Here is an 18,166-nt window from a genome sequence, read left to right on the forward strand (position 1 = left end):
GGCGATGCCCGCACGTGGAAACGGCGCGGCTGCATCGGCCACGAATGCTAGCGCGGTGTGGACATCCGCGCCCGCCTGAGGTTGATGGGTGGCCACGCCCGCACTGGCAACCGAAGGTATCCACCCGGCAGAAAAAAGTCGCTTTCTGGAAGACAGGCCGCTCACTAGACTGGCTCCAACGAATCGCAACCCCACGAGAAACGGCCCCCCGATGTACCCGGAAATCCTTGCGCAGGGCGATGCGCTGACCGCGCTGCGGCGCGACCTGCACGCCCATCCCGAATTGAGCTACGAAGAGGTGCGCACCGCCGGCGTGGTGGCCGAGTTCCTGCGCGCCTGCGGACTGGAGGTCACCACGGGCGTCGGCGGCACCGGGGTGGTCGGGCAATTGCGCAGGGGCGATGGCCGGCGCCGCATCGGCCTGACGGCGGAAATGGACGCCCTGCCACTGACCGAGTCCAACCGCTTCGCCCACCGCTCCCGGGTGCCCGGGAAGATGCATGGCTGCGGCCATGACGGGCACACGGTGATGCTGCTGGGTGCGGCCCGGCACCTGGCCGCACACGGCCGTTTCGACGGCACGGTGAACTTCTTCTTCCGGCCTGCCGAAGAGCAGGGCGCGGGCGCCCTGGCCATGCTCGACGACGGACTGTTCGAGCGCTTCGCCTGCGACGAGATCTACGGCATCCACAACATCCCCAACATCCCCGAGGGCCACATCGGCTCGCGCGTGGGCGCCATCACCGCGGCCACGGCGCGCTTTCGCATCCGCATCACGGGGCGCGGCGGCCATTCGGCGAGGCCCCACCTGGCCGTCGATCCCATCGTGGTCGCAGCCCACCTCGTCACCGCCGTGCAGGCCCTGGTCTCGCGCATGTCCGATCCGCTGCAGCCCGTCTCGCTGGGCATTGCCCGCATCGAGGCCGGGCAGCCCGGCGCGGGCAGCATCATCCCGCAGTCCGCGGACCTGGAGGGCAGCCTGCGCTGCTACTCGGACACGGTCGCCGACAGGCTGATGCAGGACATGCGCCACATGGTCGAGCACACGGCCCAGGCCTTCCAGGCACAGGCCGAACTGAGCGTCGAGTTCGGCTACCCGGCCTCGGTCTGCGCCAGCGGCCCCGTGCAGGCCGCGCTGCGCGTGGCCGAATCGCTGCTGGGAAAGGACCGCGTGGTGCACGGACTGGAGCCCACCATGGCAGCGGACGACTTCTCCTACATGCTCCAGCGCTGCCCGGGCGCCTTCCTCTTCCTGGGCAACGGCACGGGCGAGCACCGGGGCGACTGGGAAGGCATGGGCCCCTGCGTGGTCCACAACCCCTGGTACGACTTCAACGACGCCCTGCTGCCGCTGGGCGCCAGCTTCTGGTCCGCCCTGGTCCAGGACCGCCTGCCGCCGGCGCAGCAGCGACACCCATAGCCATCGCCCCTTCCCACCGAAAAACGAAAGCCGAACATGCCCTCCCTCGCTGCCCGCGCCCTCGTGCCCGCACTCTGTGCCATCGCCGCCCTGACCGCCGTCGCGGCGCGCGCCGAATTCCCTGACCGCCCCCTGCGGCTGATCGTACCCTTCGCCGCCGGCGCGTCGGCCGACGTGGCCGCGCGCTTCGTGGCCACCCGGCTCAAGGACCGGCTGGGCCAGTCCGTGGTCGTGGACAACCGGCCTGGAGCCACCGGCATCGTGGCCGCGCAGGCCCTGCTCAACGCGCCGGCGGACGGCTACACGCTGATGCTGCAGTCCACCAGCATCGCCATCGCGCCCGCGCTCGGCAAGCTGTCGTTCAGCGTGCAAAAGGACCTGGCGCCCATCGCCCGCATCGCTTCCACGCCCTATGTGCTCATCGTCGGAGCCAGGTCGCCCTATCGGTCCCTGCAGGAGTTCGTCGAGGGCGCGCGCAGCCAGCCCGGCAAGCTCAGCTGCGGCACCTATGGCGTCGGCTCGCCCCCGCACATTGCGCTGGAGATGCTCAACCAGGCCGCCAGCGTGCAGGTCCTGCACGTGCCCTACCGCAGCTCCACCTTGACCGACCTGGCCAGCGGCGTGGTCGACTGCGTGGTGGAGACGCCCACCAGCGCCCTCATCCACGCCCAGGGCAAGACCGGCCGTGCACTGGGCGTGACTGCGGCCACGCCCGTCGCAGCCCTGCCCGAGGCCACGCCCATCGCCGCCCGGTATCCGGGCACCGGCGTGGACGGCTGGATCGGCATCTTCGCGCCAGCCCGCGCCCCGGCGCCGGCCCTGACCCGGGTGCAGGAGGCTTTGCACGAGATCGCGGCCAGCCCCGAGTTCGCCAGGCTCACCGACACCATGGGACTGGTGCCTGTGCGCGGCGACACACCGCAGCAGTTCTCGGCCACGCTGCAACAGGAGCTGGCGCGCTTCGCGCGCATCGTGCAGGATCAGAAGATCAGCGCCAACTGACAGCGCCCACCGGGGAAAGGCCCGCTCCATGTTCGAGTCCAGCCGCATGAAGACCTACCAGATGCGCGCCCTGGTCGCCTGCGCGCAGCACCGCAGCATGCGGGCCGCCGCCGATGAGCTGGCGCTGTCGCACTCGGCGCTGAACAAGGCGATACGCGAGCTCGAACAGGAGCTGGGCGTGCCCCTGGTCGTGCGCAGCGCACGCGGCATCGGGCTGACGCAGTACGGAGAAGTGGTCAGCGCGCGCGCCCGCAAGATCCTCGAGGACATGCGCCGCCTGCACGACGAGATCGAGCAGATTCGTGGCGGACCGCATGGCCGCATCACCGTGGCCGTCACCTCCACCATGGCCTTTTGCGTGCTGCCCCTGGCGTATGCGCGATTTCGCCGGCGCCTCCCCCAGGTCGAGGTCGAAATCCTGGAACTGTCCACCGAGCAGGTCGGCACGCAGCTGGCCGAGGGGCGCATCGACTTCGCCATCACGCACTTCGAACTGACCCAACTGCCCGCAGGCTGCGAGTTCGCACCGCAGTGCACGGGCACGCTGGTCGCCATCGTGCGCGCGGGCCACCCGGCGCGCAAGGCCAGGCGCCTGGCGCAGCTGCTGGACTTCGAATGGGTCTATCCCAGCCAGCTGGTGATGCGCCGCGAGTTCGAAGACATCTTCAGCGGCCTGGGCCTGACGGCGCCCCAGCGCGTGATCTGCTCGCAGTCGGCCACCTTCAACACGCGCCTGGTGGCGGAGTCCGACGCCATCGCCCTGCTGTCGCGGCCTTTCGCGGCCCACCCCTGGAACAAGTCCCGCCTGCTGGCACTGGCGCTGGAAGATCCGCTGCCGCGCATCGCCCCCGGCACCGTCGTGCTGCAAGGCACCCACCTGCCCCCTGCCACCGAGCAGCTGCGCGCCGAAGTGCACCAGGTCATCGCGGAACTGGACTGGACCTAGCCATGCCGCCGACCTGACGCACACGGCGCCATCCCGCCCACCAGCGGCCCCGCCACGCCACCCACCACCAAGCCGACCCACAAGCTGCGCGCAAGCGCGGGCTGGCCCTGCCCTTGCCCGGGCATCGCGAAATTCACCAACGACAAGGGCGAATGCCCAGGAGGAGAGACCATGAGACAAGCCACCTTCATCATCACCCCCGCGCTGGCCCTGGCCGGACTGGGACACGCGCAGGCACAGGCGCAAAGCCAGGTCACGCTGTTCGGCGTGGTCGATGCCGCCGCAGGCCGCCTGCAAGGCTCAGGCCCGGGCGCGCAAAGCAAATGGGTGCTGGGCAGCAGCGGCGACACGCTCAGCCGCATCGGCCTGCGCGGCACCGAGAACCTGGGCGGGGGGCTCATCGCGGGCTTCTGGCTGGAAGCCGGCCTGCAAAACGACATAGGATCGGGCTTCGGCTCCAACAGCAACAACCAGGCCAGCGGCGCCACCCCGCCCGGGGGGCTGACCTTCAACCGCCGCTCCACCGTCAGCCTGGCCGGCCCCTTCGGCGAAGTGCGCCTGGGCCGGGACTATGTGCCCACGTTCTGGAACACGCCGCTGTACGAGCCCTTCGGCGCCGGTGGCGGCATCGGCGGCAGCCTGATGTACAGCGCGGGCCTGGGCGGTATCTTCCACCCTGCGGGCACGCGCGCCTCCAACAGCATCGGCTACTTTCTGCCGCAGGGCCTGGGCGGCTTCTACGGCCAGGCCATGGTGGCGCTGGGCGAGAACGCCCCGGGCTCGGTCATCCCCGGCACCACCCTCTCCAACGCACGCGACGGCCGGCATGTGGGCGTGCGCCTGGGCTACCAGAGCGGCGGGCTCAACATGGCCATCGCCACCGGCCGCACCACCTATGCGGCGGGTGACCTGCGCGTGTCCAACCTGGCCGCCTCCTACACCTGGGGCGAAGCCCTGAACGGCTTCAAGCTGATGGGGCAGATCCAGTCCGCCTCCCTGGCAGGCATCGATGACGGGGGCTGGCTGATCGGTTTCCAGTGGCCCGTGGGCACCGGCCAGATCAAGGGGGCCTATGCGCGCTACCGGCGCGATGCCACCAGGCCGGGACCCGACCCCGTGGCCACCAAGCTGTCGCTGGGCTATGTGCACCACCTGTCCAAGCGCAGCGCCGTCTACGGGACGGTGGCGCGCATCGGCAACCGCAATGGCTCGGCCCAGGCACTGATCGGCAGCGCCACCGGGCCCGACCACGCCAGCAGCGGCGTGGAGTTCGGCATGCGGCACAGCTTCTGACGAGGGGCTAGCTCCTGCGCAGGTGCTCCAGCACCAGCGCCCAATGCGCCGGCACGTTGAGGGCCGGCGCATGGCCGCAGCCCGGCACCTCCTCCCAGTGCAGCAGGCCCCTGCCGCCGGGGCCGCGCGCCGTCATGCGCTCGGCCACCTCGCGCAGCACCAGGTCCGAGTCCTCGCCGCGCAACAGCAACACGGGGATCTGCAGCGCGTCGTAGTGCGGCCAGATGCCGTAGTCGTCCTCGTGCGCGGTGAACTGCTCGATCATGGCCGGGTCGTAGTGCGGCGTGACGCGGCCGTCGGGCAGGCGGCGCACGCTGGTCTCGGTCAGCTTGCGCCACTCGGCATCGCCGAGCCAGCCGTAGGGACGGTAGGCCTGGCGAAAGAAGACCTCCAGCTCGCCCACGGTATCGAAGGCCGGGGGCTGGCCCGCGTAGGCCTTGATGCGCGCCAGCGCCGCTGGCGCCAGCTCGGGCGCATTGTCGTTGAGCACCAGCGTGGCGATGCGCTCGCGCAGCGTGGGCTCGAACAGGCCCGAGGCGCAGACCGTGCCGATGGCCCCGCCCATGGACGTACCCACCCAGTGCGCGCGCTCCAGGCCCAGCGCATCGAACAGCTCCCGGGCGATGCGTGCGTAGAAGCGCAACCGGTATTCCTCGCGCGGGGCGCGGCTCCACTGGCTCAGGCCGCGGCCCAGCGTGTCCGGGCAGATCACGCGCCAGCCCTGGCCCGCCAGCACCTGGGCCAGCGCATCCATGTCGCGCCCCGTGCGCGCCAGTCCATGCCAGGCGATGACCGTGCCCTCGGGCTGCAAGTCAGGCGCGGGCTGCCAGTCCATGTAGTGGATCTCGTAGCCCGCGCATTGCGCGTAGCGGGAAGCGGGTTGCGGCAGGGAAAAGGCAGGGGAGGACATGGAAGCGGTCTCTGTGCGGTGCGGGATCAGTCGGGAATGCGGATCAGGCCGTCGCCGACTTCGATGGTGTTGGCCGTGGCCGGCCGTGCCACGAACGGCGGCACCTGGGCCGCCGTGATGGCGGGCGCCGCGCCTGGCTGACCGCCGCGCGGCGTGGTGCGCACCACCTGGCTGGCTGGCAGGGCCGTGTTGCTGCGCAGGTGGGCCCACACGGCGTCCATGGCCTGGTTGAAATAGGGATGCAGCGGCACGAAGCGCGTGTCGAAGCCCGAGAACGGCAGGAAGGCATCGAAATGCTGGGCATTCACCACCTCGATGTAGCGCAGCCGCGTGCTGGAGCCATCCAGCACGCGGTTGAGCGCCGTGTAGGCGCGCGCATTGTGGTTGACGGGCACCAGCGCATCGCTGCGGCCCGCCACGATGATGGTGGGCTTGCCGCGCAACCTGGCGCTGTGCAACACCTCGGTGATGCCTGCGCGCACGGCGTCGCTCTGGGCACGCGTGGGCACGCTGCTGTCCGTCAGGTTGAAGCCCGACACCGGATCGAAGCCCGTCACCAGCGCATGCTGGCACAGCGCGTTGTCCAGGCCGAAGTCCGCCACGCGCGTGGAGGGCGAGACGGCGAACTGCCAGGCCTTGGCGCCCCCCACCGAGTCGTTGTAGACCACGGTGGCCGGTGTACCGTTGGCCGTGCCATTGGCGGTGGCAAAGCTCTGGGCCAGGGCGCTGGCCGTGGCCGGCACCACGCCGCCCGTGGCATCGGCCGCCGCGAAGCTGCTGCGGCACAGGTTGGCGTCCACGCCGAAACGCCCGTAGGCCATGGTGTACATGGCCGACAGGATGGGCCCGTTGCCCAGGCCGTAATGGGCGTTGTGCATGCGGTTGTGCTCGGCCGTCCAGCCATACAGGCGCAGCTTGCTCAGCGCGTGGGCCGCACGGTCGGCCGTGGTCGCGCCCACCACCAGGCCCTTGGCGGCCAGGCTGGTGCAGCGTGCCTCGGCCCGCGCCGTCATGGCCGTCAGGCCCATGTAGTTGAAGATCGAAGTCTCGGTCAGCGCAGCATCCGCGGCCAGGGCCGCGCAGGGCTGGTAGATGTTGCCGTACGTCGTGTACTCGGCCAGCGGACGGCCCGGGTTGGGCATGGTCGCATTGCCCACGGCGATGGTGTAGCCCTGGCGCGTGGGCATCTCGGTCACGGGCTCGGAGGCCACCACGCCATCGATCAGCCCCTCCGTATCCAGCTCGGCCGCGCGCAGCACGGCCGCGCCGCCGTTGGAGGCCGAGCCCGCCAGCACCAGCGTGTTGTCCTTGCCGAAGGGCACGGGGTCCTGCTGCGTTCCATAGCGCGCATTGAGCACGTACAGCGCATAGCGGGCCGCCGCCAGCGTGTCGTTGCCCCAATCCTTTTCGGGGTTCTGCTGGGAATGCGCATGCTTGATGGCGATGCGGTTGGGAAACGCCGCGTTGTAGGCAGCGCGCGCCGCATCGGTCAGCCGTGCGGCAAAGAAGGACAGGCTGCCGGCGTCCGTACGCGTGGCGCGCGTGCCGTCCAGCTTGTTGACGGTATCGTCGGCGAGGTTGTGCAGGCCCACGCCCTTGCCCGCGTCGGTCAGCGCCACGGCGCAGCCCTTCTTCAGGCCCCACTCGCCCGCCGTGCCGATGGCGCCATACACGCCGCGCGAGCCCGAGGACGGGCCCAGCACGATGCAGGGCCGGTTGCGGTCGAAGCTGTCTGGCACCTGCACGGCCACCATGGTCTGCTTGCGGCCCGAGCCGTCGTCCAGCACGGCCAGGTACTCGCGCCCGGGAATCAGCCCCTCGCCCGTGGTCACCTGGCCGTCCGCCGTGACGTTGGGGCCGTACAGCGTGCCGTAGCCGCCGCCGGCCGTGGGGTCCAGGATGCCCCGGTAGTTGGAGTACAGCGCATTGCGCCGCAACTCCGCCGCCGTGGGGTTGGCCGGGTCGGCATACAGCGGGGCGGCCGCCGCGCCCAGGCCCGTCCTGCCCAGGCCGCCCGTCAGCAGATCCTGCGTGGCCGGCGTGCTGCCCGTGCCCGTCGCGGTGGCCGGGTACACCGTGGCGCCCAGCTCGGTGAACCCCTTGGGCAGGTCGTTGCTCGGATCTCGCTCGCCGCTGCCGCAGGCCGTCAGCGCGGCCGCGGCCAGGGCCGTGAAGACCCAGCGCAGGGAGGGTGCCGCCTGCACCGTTCGCTCAATCGACAACTCCAACTCTTCACGCTTGAACATGCCCATCTCCTTGTGGCAATTCTCTGATGCACGAATGCGCCAGGGGCCTCGGTCAGGCCCCGGCGCGGGAAGAACGCAGACGCCCCACGACCCCCGTGGGGAAGTAATACACCGACAACACGAACAGCAGGCCCAGCCACAGCAGCCAGCGGTCCGGCGACAGCAGGGCCGCCAGCCAGGGCAGGCCCTGCGCGGCCTCGCTGGCCATGCGCAGGAGATCCTGCAGATAGCTCTGCGCGATGAGGAACAGCACCGAGCCCATGGCCGCGCCATAGATGGTGCCCATGCCGCCGATCACCACGATCAGCAGGCAGTCCATCATGATCTCGAAGGATAGCGAAGTGTCCGGCCCGTTATAGCGCAGCCACAGCGCCAGCATGGCCCCGGCCACGCAGGCGAACAGGGCCGACAGCACGCTGGACAGGGTGCGGTACACCACCACGCGGTAGCCGATGGCCTCGGCGCGGAACTCGTTCTCGCGGATGGCCTGCAGCACCCGGCCGAAGGGCGAATTGACGATGCGCAGCAGCGCCAGCACCAGCACCACGGCCAGCACGAACAGCAGGTAATAGGTGATGATGCGCCCGTCGATCAGCACGCCCAGCACCTCGTCGTCGAACGGCTCGAAGCCGGGCGACAGCCACTCGGGCAGCCTGAAGCTCAGCCCGTCCTCCCCGCCCGTCCAGTCCGACAGCTGCGAGGCCAGCGTCTGGAACGCCGCCGCCACGGCCAGCGTGATCATGGCAAAGAAGATGGCCCGCACCCGCAGCGAGAACAGGCCGATCGCCAGCGACAGCAGCAGCGACACCAGCAGCGCCGCCCCCAGCCCCAGGGCCAGCGCGCCCCAGCCCGCGCCCATGCGCGACGAGGCGATGGCCACGCCATAGGCACCAATGCCGAAGAACATGGTGTGCGCAAAGCTCACGATGCCCGTGTAGCCCAGCAGCAGGTCGAAGCTGGCCACCAGCACCACGAAGACCAGCACCTTGGCCGCCACGTTCAGCGCCTTCACGCCCGGGAAGACGAAGGGCGCCGCCGCCAGCCCCGCGAAGATCAGCACCAGCAGCACCGCCAGCACGCGGCTGCGCGGCAGGTCGCCGGACAGCAATCGGTTGAGCATGTCCATCCCTCCTTCAGCGATTGGCGACCGGGTACACGCCCTGGGGCCGCCACAGCAGGATGGCCACCATCAGCGCGATGTTCGAGAACAGCGCCACCTTGGGCACCAGAAAGCCCGTGTAGTTGGCCATCAGCCCCACCAGCAGCGCGCCGATCAGCGCCCCGCCCGTGCTGCCCAGCCCGCCGATGATGATCACGATGAAGATCAGCACATTCACCTGCGCCCCCATCTGCGGCACCACGTTCTGCTGGTACAGGCCCCACATCACCCCGCCCAGCCCGGCCAGGGCCGAGCCCGCCACGAACACGCCCACGAACAGGCGGTGGATGCGGTAGCCCAGCGACTCCACCATCTCGCGGTCCTGCACACCCGCGCGGATCAGCAGGCCGATCTTGGTGCGCGACAGCGTCCAGGCCAGCAGCGCGAACACCGCCAGCCCCACCAGCACGGCCACCACGCGGTACTTCTCCACGGCGGCATCGCCCAGCAGCCAGGCACCCTTCATGCCCTGGGGCAGCGGCAGCGGAATCTGCTGCGGGCCCCAGATCAGCTTGATCAGCTCCTCGCCGATGATCATGCCGCCCATGGTGATCAGGATCTGCTTGAGATGCTGGCCATACACGGGCCGCACGATGAAGCGTTCGAAGGCCAGCCCGATGGCCCCCGCCACCAGCATGGCCACCACCATGGCCGGCAGCACCGCCAGCAGGTTGCGCCACAGCTGGTCCGACCCCGTCCAGTCGCCCATGGCGCCCAGCACGCTGGTCGCGACGAACGCCCCCAGCGCGATGAACACGCCATGGCCGAAGTTGAGCACATCCATCAGCCCGAACACCAGCGTCAGTCCCGAAGCGATGATGAACACGATCATCCCCATCGCCAGCCCCGCCACCGTCAGCGTCAGCCAGGTCGAGCCCGAGCCCACCAGCGGCAACGCCACCAGGGCCAGCACCGGCACCAGCAGCAGCGGCGTCCAATCGACATCCATCTTGTTCATAGAGAAAGCCCCAGCAGCGACTGCTGCAGCGCGGCGTCGGCCGAGAACTCGGCCATGCCGCCCGCGTGCACCACGCGGCCGTTGTCCATCACCGCCACGCGGTCGCCCAGGCGGCGCGCGAAGCCCAGGTTCTGCTCCACCAGCACAATCGTCGTGCCGCTCGCCTTGAGCTGGGCGAAGGCCTCGATCATGTTCTCGATGATGGCCGGCGCCAGGCCCTTGCTGGGCTCGTCCACGATCAGCAGATCGCGCGGCTCCACGATGGCGCGCGCCACCGCCACCATCTGCTTTTGCCCGCCCGACAACTTGCCGGCCGGGTGGTTCCAGAACTTCTCCACCGCCGGGAACATGCCGAAGATCCACTGCAGCCGCCGCGCATCCATGCGGTCGGCACGCGCGGCGCCGCGCGCGGCCAGCAGCAGGTTCTCCTGCACCGTCAGGTCCGCGAAGATGCCCATGTTCTCGGGCACATAGGCGATGTTCAGCCGCGCGATCGCCGGCGTGGGCAGGGCCGTGATGTCCGTGCCGCCGAACGCGATGCGCCCCTGGCTGGCCCGCCACAGGCCCATGATGGTGCGCAGCGTCGTCGTCTTGCCCGCGCCATTGCGCCCCAGCAGCATGGTCAGTTGGCCGCGCGGCACGGCCAGGTCCACCCCATGCAGGATGTGATAGGCCCCGATGTGCGTGTGCACGCCCGACAGCTCCAGCAGGTTGGATGTCATGCGCTCTCCCCCACGGCGCCCTGCTGCGGCACCACGCCCAGGTAGGCCTGCTGCACCACGGTCGAGGCGATCACCTCGGCCGGCGGGCCATCGGCCACCAGCGTGCCATTGGTCAGCACGATGATGCGGTCGGCCAGCTCGCGCACCACGTCCATCTTGTGCTCCACCAGCAGGATGATCTTGCTGCGGTCCTGCTTGAGCGCGCGGATCAGGTCCAGGATCACGGGCGCCTCGTCGTGGCCCATGCCCGCCGTGGGCTCGTCGAACATGTAGACCTGGGGCTCCAGCGCCATCAGCAGCGCCACCTCCAGCTTGCGCTGATCGCCATGGGGCAAGGACGCCACGGCCTCGTCGCGGCGCGCGGACAGGGCCACCTGCTCCAGGATGGCCAGCGCGCGCTGCGTCAGGCCCCGGTGGTCGCTCCAGATGCTCCACAGGTTCAGGCCGCGCCGGTGCGAGCCCTCGTCACGCGCCTGCACGGCCAGGCGCACGTTCTCCAGCACGCTCAGGTGCGGGAACAGGTTGGTCAACTGGAACGCCCGCCCCAGCCCGGCCCGCGTGCGCGCCGAAGGGGCCAGCCCCGTCAGCTCGCGCCCGCCCAGCAGCACGCGCCCGGCCGTCGCCTTGAGCTGCCCCGAGATCAGGTTGAAATACGTGGTCTTGCCCGCCCCGTTGGGGCCCACGATGGCCGTCAGCGTGCCCGGCTCGAAAGCGCAGCTCACGCCGTTGACGGCCACATGGCCCCCGAAGCGGATGGTCAGATCCTCTGTGCGCAACATCGCTCAGCGGCCGTTGCGGATGGGGACCTGCATCTCCTCGGGCTTGATCTCGCGCACCAGCTCGGGCACGCCCCAGGCCAGCGCCGGGTCCACGCGGACCTTGAAGTGGTACATGCTCTGCAGGGCCTGGTGGTCTTCCTTGCGGAAGGTCATGGTGCCCTTGGGCGTGTCGAAGCTCATGCCCTCCATGGCCTTGATCAGCGTGTTGGTCTTGGTGTCTCCACCTGTCTTCTTCAGCGCCGTCACGATGGCCATGGCCGCAGAGAAACCGCCGGCCGTGAAGAAATCCGGCGGCGTCTTGTACTGCTTGTAGTGCATGGACACCAGGGCCTCGTTGACCGGGTTCTTGGGAATGCCGTAGTAGTAGTACGTAGCCCCCTCCATGCCCGGCAGATTCTTGTAGGCCGCCATGGCGGGCAGGATGTTGCCGCCCGTGGCAATCTCGATGCCGTAGCGCTTGAGATCCATGTCCGCGATCTTGAAGGGATTGCCCGCCCCGGCCCAGACGATCCAGATGATCTTCTTGCCCGGCTGGTCCTTGAGCTTGTCGATCAGCCGCTGCGCACCGGCCGTGAAATCCGTCGTGGCCGCAGGCAGGTACTCCTCGTGCACCAGCTTGCCCTTCCTGATCGCATCCTTGAAGGCCTTCACCCCGTCGCGCCCGAAGGCGTTGTCCTGGGCCAGCGTGGCAATCGTCACGCCCGCCCTGTCGATGGCCACGGCATTGCTGATGGCATCCTGGCTGGAATTGCGGCCCGTGCGGAAGATGTACTTGTTCCACTTGTCGCCCGTGATCGAATCGGCCACGGCCGGCTCCACCAGCAGGATCTTCTTGTACTCCTCGGCCACCGGCAGCATGGCCAGCGCCACGCCCGAGGACGTGGGGCCCACGGCCAGATCCGCCTTGTCATCGGAATACGCCGTGGCCAGCAGACTCTTGCCCAGGTCGGGCTTGCCCTGGTCATCCTTTTCGATCACCACCAGCTTCCTGCCATTGACCGCCATGCTGCCGCCCGTGGCGTACTCCAGGCCCATCAGCAGACCCGCCTGGGTCTGCTTGCCATAGGCCTCCAATGCGCCGGTCTTGCTGTAGACATGGGCGATGCGGATTTCCTGCTGCGCCAAAGCAGCGGGAGTTGCCGCAGCAGATGCGGCACACAGGAAGAAAGCCTGGACGAGGGGGCGGCGTTGCATGGGTTTGTCTCCTTGGGTGGGGGCGGCTCGGGCTGGTGCCTGCCGCTTTTGGGTGGGGCTACGCAGGGTTCGTGCCAGCAGCCACCTTCATGCACCATGCCTGTGCCAGCGCTGGCAAGGCGGGGGCAGCATGTACAGGCCCTGGCTGGATCGCCTGGATTTCAGACAGATGAAGTGACTGAAATTCAGCCGGTCGTCTGAAAAAAGTACAGGGAAAACGCAAATGCGGGCGAATGCCACAGCTTGCATGCGAACTCAAGTGAACTGATCCGTGTAATAGCCACTGGCGCAAGTGCAGCAGGCAAACGCGGATATCTCCCTCAGCGACTCGGGAGGGCCCTGCTCATGAAAAGGCCTTGGATTTCCAGCGGGGCCGCCCTCCCAGTACTGGTGGGATGCCTGCAGGGCCAGCAGCGCCTGAAAATCCGCTGGCGAGCCGGTGAATTCGCACCACGACCCACAACACAACGGCCAGTCAAACCTTCCCTGAAGGAACAGCGGCATATCGGGCAGGTGATCGAATTCACGCCACGCCGTCTCGCCGTCCGCCGCCAGCCGCCAGCCGCCCCACCACATGCTCGACCGCAGCCCGGTCCGTGCGCCGCACATTGCCGCCATGGATGCAGTCGGCACACAGGTAGCACACCTGGGGCTCCTCCTGGGCCAGCTGCCTGTCGGCCGCCAGATGCGGGTCCATGATTTCACCCGTGTAGCCGTAAACGGCAACCGTTGAACGCTCGCACTGCTGGCAGATTTCATTCGGAACGCCATGCAGCGCACCATCAGCCACATGCTTGAAGACCTTGCCCACGGGATGCCTCCTTGTCGGTTGCCGCAGTGGTTCGGGCCCGGCGCCGACACCCGCCAGCCCGCGCCGTGACGCCAACAGCGCTCCTTGCGGTCTCCGTAGGACTCTCACCACCGCAATTTCACCCTGGGACCGACAGGCCCGGGCCGCCCACCGATACACCATGAAAGCTCCGAAACAACAGGAGCATTGAATGGCGATTCCACGGAAAATCCAGGAGCTGCGCGATTGGGACAAGGCCCGCCAAGGGTTCAAGGGTGAGCACTGGCTGGCACTGGGAGCAGGCCTGCTGGCGCTGCACCGCGCGCGCCGCGCAGAAAGTGGCATGGGCAGACTGCTCGGCAATGCCTTGGGCGCGGCCCTGATCGCCCGCGCCGCCACCGGCCGCGACGGTGCGATTGCAAGAGCCCGCCGCATGGCCGCGCCGCCCACGCTGGCCGAGCGCCTGCTGATCGCCGCGCGGCGCAGATAGCCGACCACAGCCCCTGCCACCCAGCTAGCTCCTGCGGGCGGGGACGCGGCGCCCTCCTCTCCGCCCCAAGACGCAGACGATCCTGGCGCTCGGCCAGCGTGGGCGGCGCGGCAACACGCGAAAAGAGGGCGGCACTTGACAAGTCAGGGGTGCGGACCACGGGCTGTGGCTCTTTCCGATCACAACAGCCCCAGCGACAGCAAGCATGGGCGGTCAGCCAGCGACCTGCCGTGAACATCCTGTCAGGAACTTCAGGGGCTTGCGTCAGCATTCGCGTTGTCGATAGCCTGCTTGACCCCTTTGGCGGCCGACACGATCCCTGATGGGTCTGCCATCAAGACGGCACCAACAAGCACCAGGAAGCTCGCAACCACCTTCAGGCCATTCTTGATGTCCTTGATGTTCTTGATGAAGAGCTCGCCTTCAACAGAGATATTTTTCAGCTCCTTGAGCGCGTCGGAGGCGTCTGCACCAATCACCTTCAGCGCCTGCCCATTCAAAGCCGCGATAGCCCTGCTCGCCTGCGTGTCCAGGTTCTCCACTTGGGAATAAAGTGCGCTTCCCGGGCTTGCCAAAAGAAATTCCTTCATTTTGGCCCTGCTGTCCTGGAGGGTTGCGACGGCCACCTTAATCGTCGCAAGGGGAATGGAAGTTGCCATGAAATTCACCTCGAATCAAAGCATTTGAACGCTGTCCCGCAGATCCCGAACCTTCTTGATGAAGTCCAGGAGTGCCGGTATCTTGTCGATCGCTGTCTTTTCGTCAAACTTGGCGATGAGCTCGGCGTGTGCCACAGTGAGTGCGTCGGCAGCCTCATTGAACTTGGTGATGTTTTCTCTGGCTCTTGCGACAGCGGCGATCCGCTCATGGTTCTGCGCCTGCAACATGCGCAAGGGGATGGCCCGGTGCATCGCCGCAAGGGATGCATCGTCGTTGCCTGATACCTGTACGGCGTTCGAACCGGTCAGCAGCCTGGACTCCATGAATCGAAGATGCCTGTCGAGTTCATTCAGCTCGTTCAGATATGGCGTATTGACCACCGCCTTCATGGCATGCACTGTGGCGGCAAGAGGGATCTTGCCCTGTTCGAGCTCCTTTCTGGCCTCCTCCTTGACCTTGTTGCCAAGGAGCATCTCGACGGCGTAAGTCGCCAGCTTTGTTGCAAGATCAAGTTGTGCTTTTTCGATGAGAACCGTGCCGCTGGCATTCTTCAGCTTGCTGGCTGCACTGGAAACCGCACCGATATCCGCGGAAAGCATGTCGGCTTTGAGCCCCGAGAGTTCGACAAGACCAGCTCCATAGCCATCCAGGATCACGGCAAATTCCTGGACAAGCTTTTTGTTGTCAGTGATCTCCTTGCAGTCCGCAGCGGCACCTGCAATGGCCGTGGGGTAGTTGAATTCACCGTAGGTCTTTGGGATGGCCTCTTCGGTGCGCCGTGCGAGACAGGTCTTCTCGAGATCGGTGACCATCGGCCTGTATGTGGCCGCGAGAGCAGAGGTACCTGCTCCGAAGGTGGCAACTGGCTTGAGATTTGCGGCGCACCCTGTCGTGATTGCGACGAATAGTCCCAGAGATAGGATCTTCAGCAATTGAGCTTTCATAAAGATTGCCTCCTGCAAACAGTTTGCCATTCTATTAGCGTCGCCATATGCGGGTTTGCGAGCAACTACTTCAAGGGCGTGATCGTGTAGCAGAACAGCCCGAACCAATACGTATCGCTTCACGCATCCTTCCGGGGCTTCAGGCATTCCTTATTTCTTGCCGGAAGATCTTATTTGCCAGAAGCACCATTCCACTCATTTGCGCAATTGAAATTCCTGGCAATGGACATCCATGCATGGAAGCGGTATAAGCACGAGTTCCAAGCCCCATCGCTGCAACGTTCATTGCCTTGGCCGGCTACGGCATTCCGGAACTTGCAGAGCTGGAACGGGTGCTGAAACCTGGATGGCAAAACGCATCTGTCGCAGCGAGGCATGGCGCACCATCCACGGCCATGCAATCCGCCCGCGACGGCGCGTTCGCAAGAGCCCGCCGCATGGCCGCGCCGCCCACGCTGGCCGAACGCCTGATGATTGCCGTGCGGCGCAGATAACCGACAAGGCCTTTGCAGTCCCCTGTGGACAGGGGGCGCCGTACTCTAGACTCCAGGCATGTACAGCCAATCCCTCGTCGTTCACCTCGAGTCTCCCTACCATGCATACGAGCCCAAGGATGCTCCTGCACGGTACGTCGTACTCATGGGACTTCGTTGGAGCGCGCCGTACTGGAATGAATTGGCCATCGGATGGCTTGAGCAAGGCCTGCCCGTCGACGCCGAGATCGCCGATGGCCTTCAGCACATTGTCGAGAGACCCAAGTGGCCCCAGCGTCTGCGACACCGTGCGCAAGCCTTGCTGCGCGCCTGGAGACGATCGGAGCAAGGACCGTGAAATCCGACCAGCAGCTGATTGGATCAGCACGGCGACAACTGGGGCGCAGCCAGCCCGCTGCTGCCATGCGGTATCTGGCCCAGGAATTTCACCTCGGCAAGACTGACTTGGCATGGCTTGCCGTCGATGTGTACGAAAACATCATGACGCCGGAAGTACAGGCAATATGGCATTGGGATTTAGCTGCGACCGGCAAGGGTCTTACTGACGAAGAATTGAATGAAGCGCTCTCCCATCTCCACCTCCGCCCCTCTTGAATACTGCTGCCAGCCACAGGCAGACTTCAGCCACCGGCATCTGCGGGAAGATGCGCAACTTGAACAGTCGGGCGTTTCCCGCCAAGGCAACATGTCCACAACTCCCATCGTCGCCCTCCAACGGACCCGCAACAGAATCATCGAGTACCTCGAACTGGCATCGTCGTTCGATGCGCAGACCAAGTATCAAGCCTCCGTTCCCGGCGTGCGGGTGCCCAACGAGCTCCTGAATCAATGGGAAGACTGGGCGAACGGGGATTGGCTCCAGTACGAGCCCGCCTTCACACCCGACGAGATAGGGGCGATGGGGTGCTTTCAGCGGTATGGGAGGACGTCTGCGATACCATTCCAGCAAACCTGCCGGATCTCGATGAACTGCTTCCCCCCCGTGGCGCCAACTGGCGGCTGGAGCGGCGCAAGCATTGGCCGTGTTCATGCGGTCAGGCCCTCGCCCAGAATTTGATCGATGATGCCGTGGCTGACTGGTGCCAATTGCTGACATCACATCCATGAAGTCAACCGCCGTGACCTGCACAAAAGCAGCCTGACTGCCGTCCTGGCACGACAAGACAACAGCGGCTGCCTCGCAGCGTCATCGCCGCAGCCACTGCCGCGCTCGCCGTCATTCGATGCGACGAGGGCGAATCCGAAATTCCATTCGCGTCAGGCGACAATAAATTCCAGACAACCATCGCCACTCACATTTCGACAGCCTCCCAATAAACACAGCCTATGAAGCACATATTTCTAAGCCTTGCGTTAGGCATCGCCATTCTTTTCGGCATGGGAATTGGAACAGAAACCGCCAAAGAGCTATTCAAAGCCATTTATCCCAAAAGCACAGACAAGAATTTGCACGACTTGTCGTTGAAAATAAACGTGAATCTACCAAAAATGGTCGATGATCAGACACGACTGGACAGGACGGTCAGCGAAGCAGGCAGGAAGTTCACATTCTTTCACTCACTTCCCTTTCACAAATCATCTGACATCGACTCACAAAAAATTCATGACTTCATGGAGCCCATCATTCGTGAAAAATATTGCACCTCCGCCGACATGAAGAATTTTATAAAATATGATGTGACGACCAGCTTCGTATACAGAGGAAATGATGGACTCGAGGTCACACGCTTCATCATCAAGCCAAAAGACTGTGAACAAGTCATCAAGACTCAATAACCTCCCATTTCTTCAAGCGAAGCCGCAGGCTGCTCATGGCCCAAATTCGATGCAACCTGCACTTTCCGTGAATGCAGCGCCTGGTGAACTGGCAACCCTAGTCGGCCAGGACATCTCCTTGGCAGGCCTCCTTCGCTTCGAGTTCGAGGGGACGGCTCTGGAGCATTTCCCAAAGTCGGAGCGCCGCCTTGCGAAAGATGGCGGCCCGCGCGAACCATCGAGCCTGTGACTGAGCATCGGGCCAAGTGCCCTTCCGTGCGACGAGGATCAGCTTCGGCAATGGCACGGCAAGCGGGTCCTGGTGCTGGGGAATTTGCTGGGGCCGGATGCACAGTTCGGTGGAGGCGGCCATTTCTCCGCGTTTCCCGCCGAAGTCCTGGTAC

At 66.2% G+C, this 18,166-nt stretch carries 19 protein-coding genes; 8 read left to right on the top strand and 11 right to left on the bottom strand.

The annotated features are described in order from the left end of the window. Positions 1 to 211 precede the first annotated feature (211 nt). From L1Z78_RS18885 to L1Z78_RS18900, 4 genes are all read left to right on the top strand, one after another. Positions 212 to 1,420 carry an amidohydrolase gene (locus tag L1Z78_RS18885; protein ID WP_234637903.1) on the top strand — a complete coding sequence of 403 codons (1,209 nt, stop codon included), beginning with the start codon at positions 212 to 214 and terminating at the stop codon, positions 1,418 to 1,420. 36 nt (positions 1,421 to 1,456) lie between these two features. Further along, positions 1,457 to 2,422: a tripartite tricarboxylate transporter substrate-binding protein gene (locus L1Z78_RS18890; protein ID WP_234637904.1), complete on the top strand. Its 966-nt coding sequence runs from the start codon at positions 1,457 to 1,459 to the stop codon at positions 2,420 to 2,422. A gap of 28 nt (positions 2,423 to 2,450) precedes the next feature. Further along, on the top strand, positions 2,451 to 3,368 hold the full coding sequence (locus L1Z78_RS18895; protein ID WP_234637905.1) for a LysR family transcriptional regulator: 918 nt from the start codon (positions 2,451 to 2,453) through the stop codon (positions 3,366 to 3,368). 171 nt (positions 3,369 to 3,539) lie between these two features. Continuing rightward, complete coding sequence (locus L1Z78_RS18900; RefSeq protein ID WP_234637906.1) at positions 3,540 to 4,661, top strand: porin; 1,122 nt, start codon at positions 3,540 to 3,542, stop codon at positions 4,659 to 4,661. Positions 4,662 to 4,668: 7 nt separating this feature from the next. On the opposite strand, the gene L1Z78_RS18905 is transcribed toward L1Z78_RS18900, so the two are convergent. The 8 genes from L1Z78_RS18905 to L1Z78_RS18940 all read right to left on the bottom strand — a co-directional run bounded on the left by L1Z78_RS18905 (position 4,669) and on the right by L1Z78_RS18940 (position 13,440). After that, positions 4,669 to 5,571, bottom strand: coding sequence for an alpha/beta fold hydrolase (locus tag L1Z78_RS18905; protein ID WP_234637907.1), 903 nt, complete (start codon positions 5,569 to 5,571; stop codon positions 4,669 to 4,671). Between the two features lie 26 nt (positions 5,572 to 5,597). Then, the gene (locus L1Z78_RS18910) at positions 5,598 to 7,817 is read right to left on the bottom strand and encodes a D-(-)-3-hydroxybutyrate oligomer hydrolase (RefSeq protein ID WP_234637908.1); all 2,220 of its coding nucleotides are present in this window, start codon (positions 7,815 to 7,817) and stop codon (positions 5,598 to 5,600) included. Positions 7,818 to 7,869: 52 nt separating this feature from the next. Beyond that, positions 7,870 to 8,937 carry a branched-chain amino acid ABC transporter permease gene (locus L1Z78_RS18915; RefSeq protein WP_234637909.1) on the bottom strand — a complete coding sequence of 356 codons (1,068 nt, stop codon included), beginning with the start codon at positions 8,935 to 8,937 and terminating at the stop codon, positions 7,870 to 7,872. 13 nt (positions 8,938 to 8,950) lie between these two features. Then, positions 8,951 to 9,934, bottom strand: a complete 984-nt coding sequence (locus L1Z78_RS18920; RefSeq protein WP_234637910.1) for a branched-chain amino acid ABC transporter permease — start codon at positions 9,932 to 9,934, stop codon at positions 8,951 to 8,953. Next, a complete protein-coding gene (locus tag L1Z78_RS18925; RefSeq protein ID WP_234637911.1) occupies positions 9,931 to 10,656 on the bottom strand; it encodes an ABC transporter ATP-binding protein in 726 nt (241 codons plus the stop codon). Before L1Z78_RS18925 ends, L1Z78_RS18920 begins: the two co-directional genes overlap by 4 nt. Then, positions 10,653 to 11,435 carry an ABC transporter ATP-binding protein gene (locus L1Z78_RS18930; protein ID WP_234637912.1) on the bottom strand — a complete coding sequence of 261 codons (783 nt, stop codon included), beginning with the start codon at positions 11,433 to 11,435 and terminating at the stop codon, positions 10,653 to 10,655. Before L1Z78_RS18930 ends, L1Z78_RS18925 begins: the two co-directional genes overlap by 4 nt. 3 nt (positions 11,436 to 11,438) lie before the next feature. After that, positions 11,439 to 12,629, bottom strand: a complete 1,191-nt coding sequence (locus L1Z78_RS18935) for a substrate-binding domain-containing protein (RefSeq protein WP_234637913.1) — start codon at positions 12,627 to 12,629, stop codon at positions 11,439 to 11,441. Between the two features lie 523 nt (positions 12,630 to 13,152). Next, the gene (locus tag L1Z78_RS18940; protein ID WP_234637914.1) at positions 13,153 to 13,440 is read right to left on the bottom strand and encodes a hypothetical protein; all 288 of its coding nucleotides are present in this window, start codon (positions 13,438 to 13,440) and stop codon (positions 13,153 to 13,155) included. A 190-nt stretch (positions 13,441 to 13,630) separates the two neighbouring features. On the opposite strand from L1Z78_RS18940, the gene L1Z78_RS18945 reads away from it, so the two are divergent. Then, positions 13,631 to 13,909: a hypothetical protein gene (locus L1Z78_RS18945; RefSeq protein WP_234637915.1), complete on the top strand. Its 279-nt coding sequence runs from the start codon at positions 13,631 to 13,633 to the stop codon at positions 13,907 to 13,909. Positions 13,910 to 14,160: 251 nt separating this feature from the next. On the opposite strand, the gene L1Z78_RS18950 is transcribed toward L1Z78_RS18945, so the two are convergent. After that, a complete protein-coding gene (locus L1Z78_RS18950; protein ID WP_234637916.1) occupies positions 14,161 to 14,568 on the bottom strand; it encodes a hypothetical protein in 408 nt (135 codons plus the stop codon). 15 nt (positions 14,569 to 14,583) lie between these two features. Beyond that, positions 14,584 to 15,513: a hypothetical protein gene (locus L1Z78_RS18955; RefSeq protein ID WP_234637917.1), complete on the bottom strand. Its 930-nt coding sequence runs from the start codon at positions 15,511 to 15,513 to the stop codon at positions 14,584 to 14,586. An 827-nt stretch (positions 15,514 to 16,340) separates the two neighbouring features. Here L1Z78_RS18955 and L1Z78_RS18960 point away from each other — a divergent pair. The 3 genes from L1Z78_RS18960 (at position 16,341) to L1Z78_RS18970 (ending at position 17,783) form a co-directional block, all read left to right on the top strand. Then, positions 16,341 to 16,601 carry a hypothetical protein gene (locus L1Z78_RS18960; RefSeq protein ID WP_234637918.1) on the top strand — a complete coding sequence of 87 codons (261 nt, stop codon included), beginning with the start codon at positions 16,341 to 16,343 and terminating at the stop codon, positions 16,599 to 16,601. Next, complete coding sequence (locus L1Z78_RS18965; RefSeq protein WP_234637919.1) at positions 16,564 to 17,064, top strand: hypothetical protein; 501 nt, start codon at positions 16,564 to 16,566, stop codon at positions 17,062 to 17,064. The genes L1Z78_RS18960 and L1Z78_RS18965 overlap by 38 nt, the downstream gene beginning before the upstream one ends. Positions 17,065 to 17,333: 269 nt before the next feature. Then, positions 17,334 to 17,783, top strand: coding sequence for a hypothetical protein (locus L1Z78_RS18970; RefSeq protein ID WP_234637920.1), 450 nt, complete (start codon positions 17,334 to 17,336; stop codon positions 17,781 to 17,783). Positions 17,784 to 17,880: 97 nt separating this feature from the next. Here the strand turns inward: L1Z78_RS18970 and L1Z78_RS18975 are convergent, their stop codons facing one another. Then, on the bottom strand, positions 17,881 to 18,135 hold the full coding sequence (locus tag L1Z78_RS18975; RefSeq protein WP_234637921.1) for a hypothetical protein: 255 nt from the start codon (positions 18,133 to 18,135) through the stop codon (positions 17,881 to 17,883). Positions 18,136 to 18,166 lie beyond the last annotated feature (31 nt).

The sequence above is a fragment of the Delftia tsuruhatensis genome, assembly GCF_903815225.1.
GTDB classification, from domain to species: Bacteria; Pseudomonadota; Gammaproteobacteria; order Burkholderiales; family Burkholderiaceae_C; genus Comamonas; species Comamonas tsuruhatensis_A.

Bases quoted from the DNA above. Each gene is read 5' to 3' on its own strand.
- L1Z78_RS18970 (WP_234637920.1), top strand. From the start codon at position 17,334: ATGAAGCACATATTTCTAAGCCTTGCGTTAGGCATCGCCATTCTTTTC.
- L1Z78_RS18920 (WP_234637910.1), bottom strand. From the start codon at position 9,934: ATGAACAAGATGGATGTCGATTGGACGCCGCTGCTGCTGGTGCCGGTG.
- L1Z78_RS18945 (WP_234637915.1), top strand. From the start codon at position 13,631: ATGGCGATTCCACGGAAAATCCAGGAGCTGCGCGATTGGGACAAGGCC.
- L1Z78_RS18950 (WP_234637916.1), bottom strand. From the start codon at position 14,568: ATGGCAACTTCCATTCCCCTTGCGACGATTAAGGTGGCCGTCGCAACC.
- L1Z78_RS18930 (WP_234637912.1), bottom strand. From the start codon at position 11,435: ATGTTGCGCACAGAGGATCTGACCATCCGCTTCGGGGGCCATGTGGCC.
- L1Z78_RS18885 (WP_234637903.1), top strand. From the start codon at position 212: ATGTACCCGGAAATCCTTGCGCAGGGCGATGCGCTGACCGCGCTGCGG.
- L1Z78_RS18955 (WP_234637917.1), bottom strand. From the start codon at position 15,513: ATGAAAGCTCAATTGCTGAAGATCCTATCTCTGGGACTATTCGTCGCA.
- L1Z78_RS18890 (WP_234637904.1), top strand. From the start codon at position 1,457: ATGCCCTCCCTCGCTGCCCGCGCCCTCGTGCCCGCACTCTGTGCCATC.
- L1Z78_RS18895 (WP_234637905.1), top strand. From the start codon at position 2,451: ATGTTCGAGTCCAGCCGCATGAAGACCTACCAGATGCGCGCCCTGGTC.
- L1Z78_RS18905 (WP_234637907.1), bottom strand. From the start codon at position 5,571: ATGTCCTCCCCTGCCTTTTCCCTGCCGCAACCCGCTTCCCGCTACGCG.
- L1Z78_RS18925 (WP_234637911.1), bottom strand. From the start codon at position 10,656: ATGACATCCAACCTGCTGGAGCTGTCGGGCGTGCACACGCACATCGGG.
- L1Z78_RS18975 (WP_234637921.1), bottom strand. From the start codon at position 18,135: ATGGCCGCCTCCACCGAACTGTGCATCCGGCCCCAGCAAATTCCCCAG.
- L1Z78_RS18900 (WP_234637906.1), top strand. From the start codon at position 3,540: ATGAGACAAGCCACCTTCATCATCACCCCCGCGCTGGCCCTGGCCGGA.
- L1Z78_RS18910 (WP_234637908.1), bottom strand. From the start codon at position 7,817: ATGTTCAAGCGTGAAGAGTTGGAGTTGTCGATTGAGCGAACGGTGCAG.
- L1Z78_RS18935 (WP_234637913.1), bottom strand. From the start codon at position 12,629: ATGCAACGCCGCCCCCTCGTCCAGGCTTTCTTCCTGTGTGCCGCATCT.
- L1Z78_RS18965 (WP_234637919.1), top strand. From the start codon at position 16,564: ATGAAGCGCTCTCCCATCTCCACCTCCGCCCCTCTTGAATACTGCTGC.
- L1Z78_RS18915 (WP_234637909.1), bottom strand. From the start codon at position 8,937: ATGCTCAACCGATTGCTGTCCGGCGACCTGCCGCGCAGCCGCGTGCTG.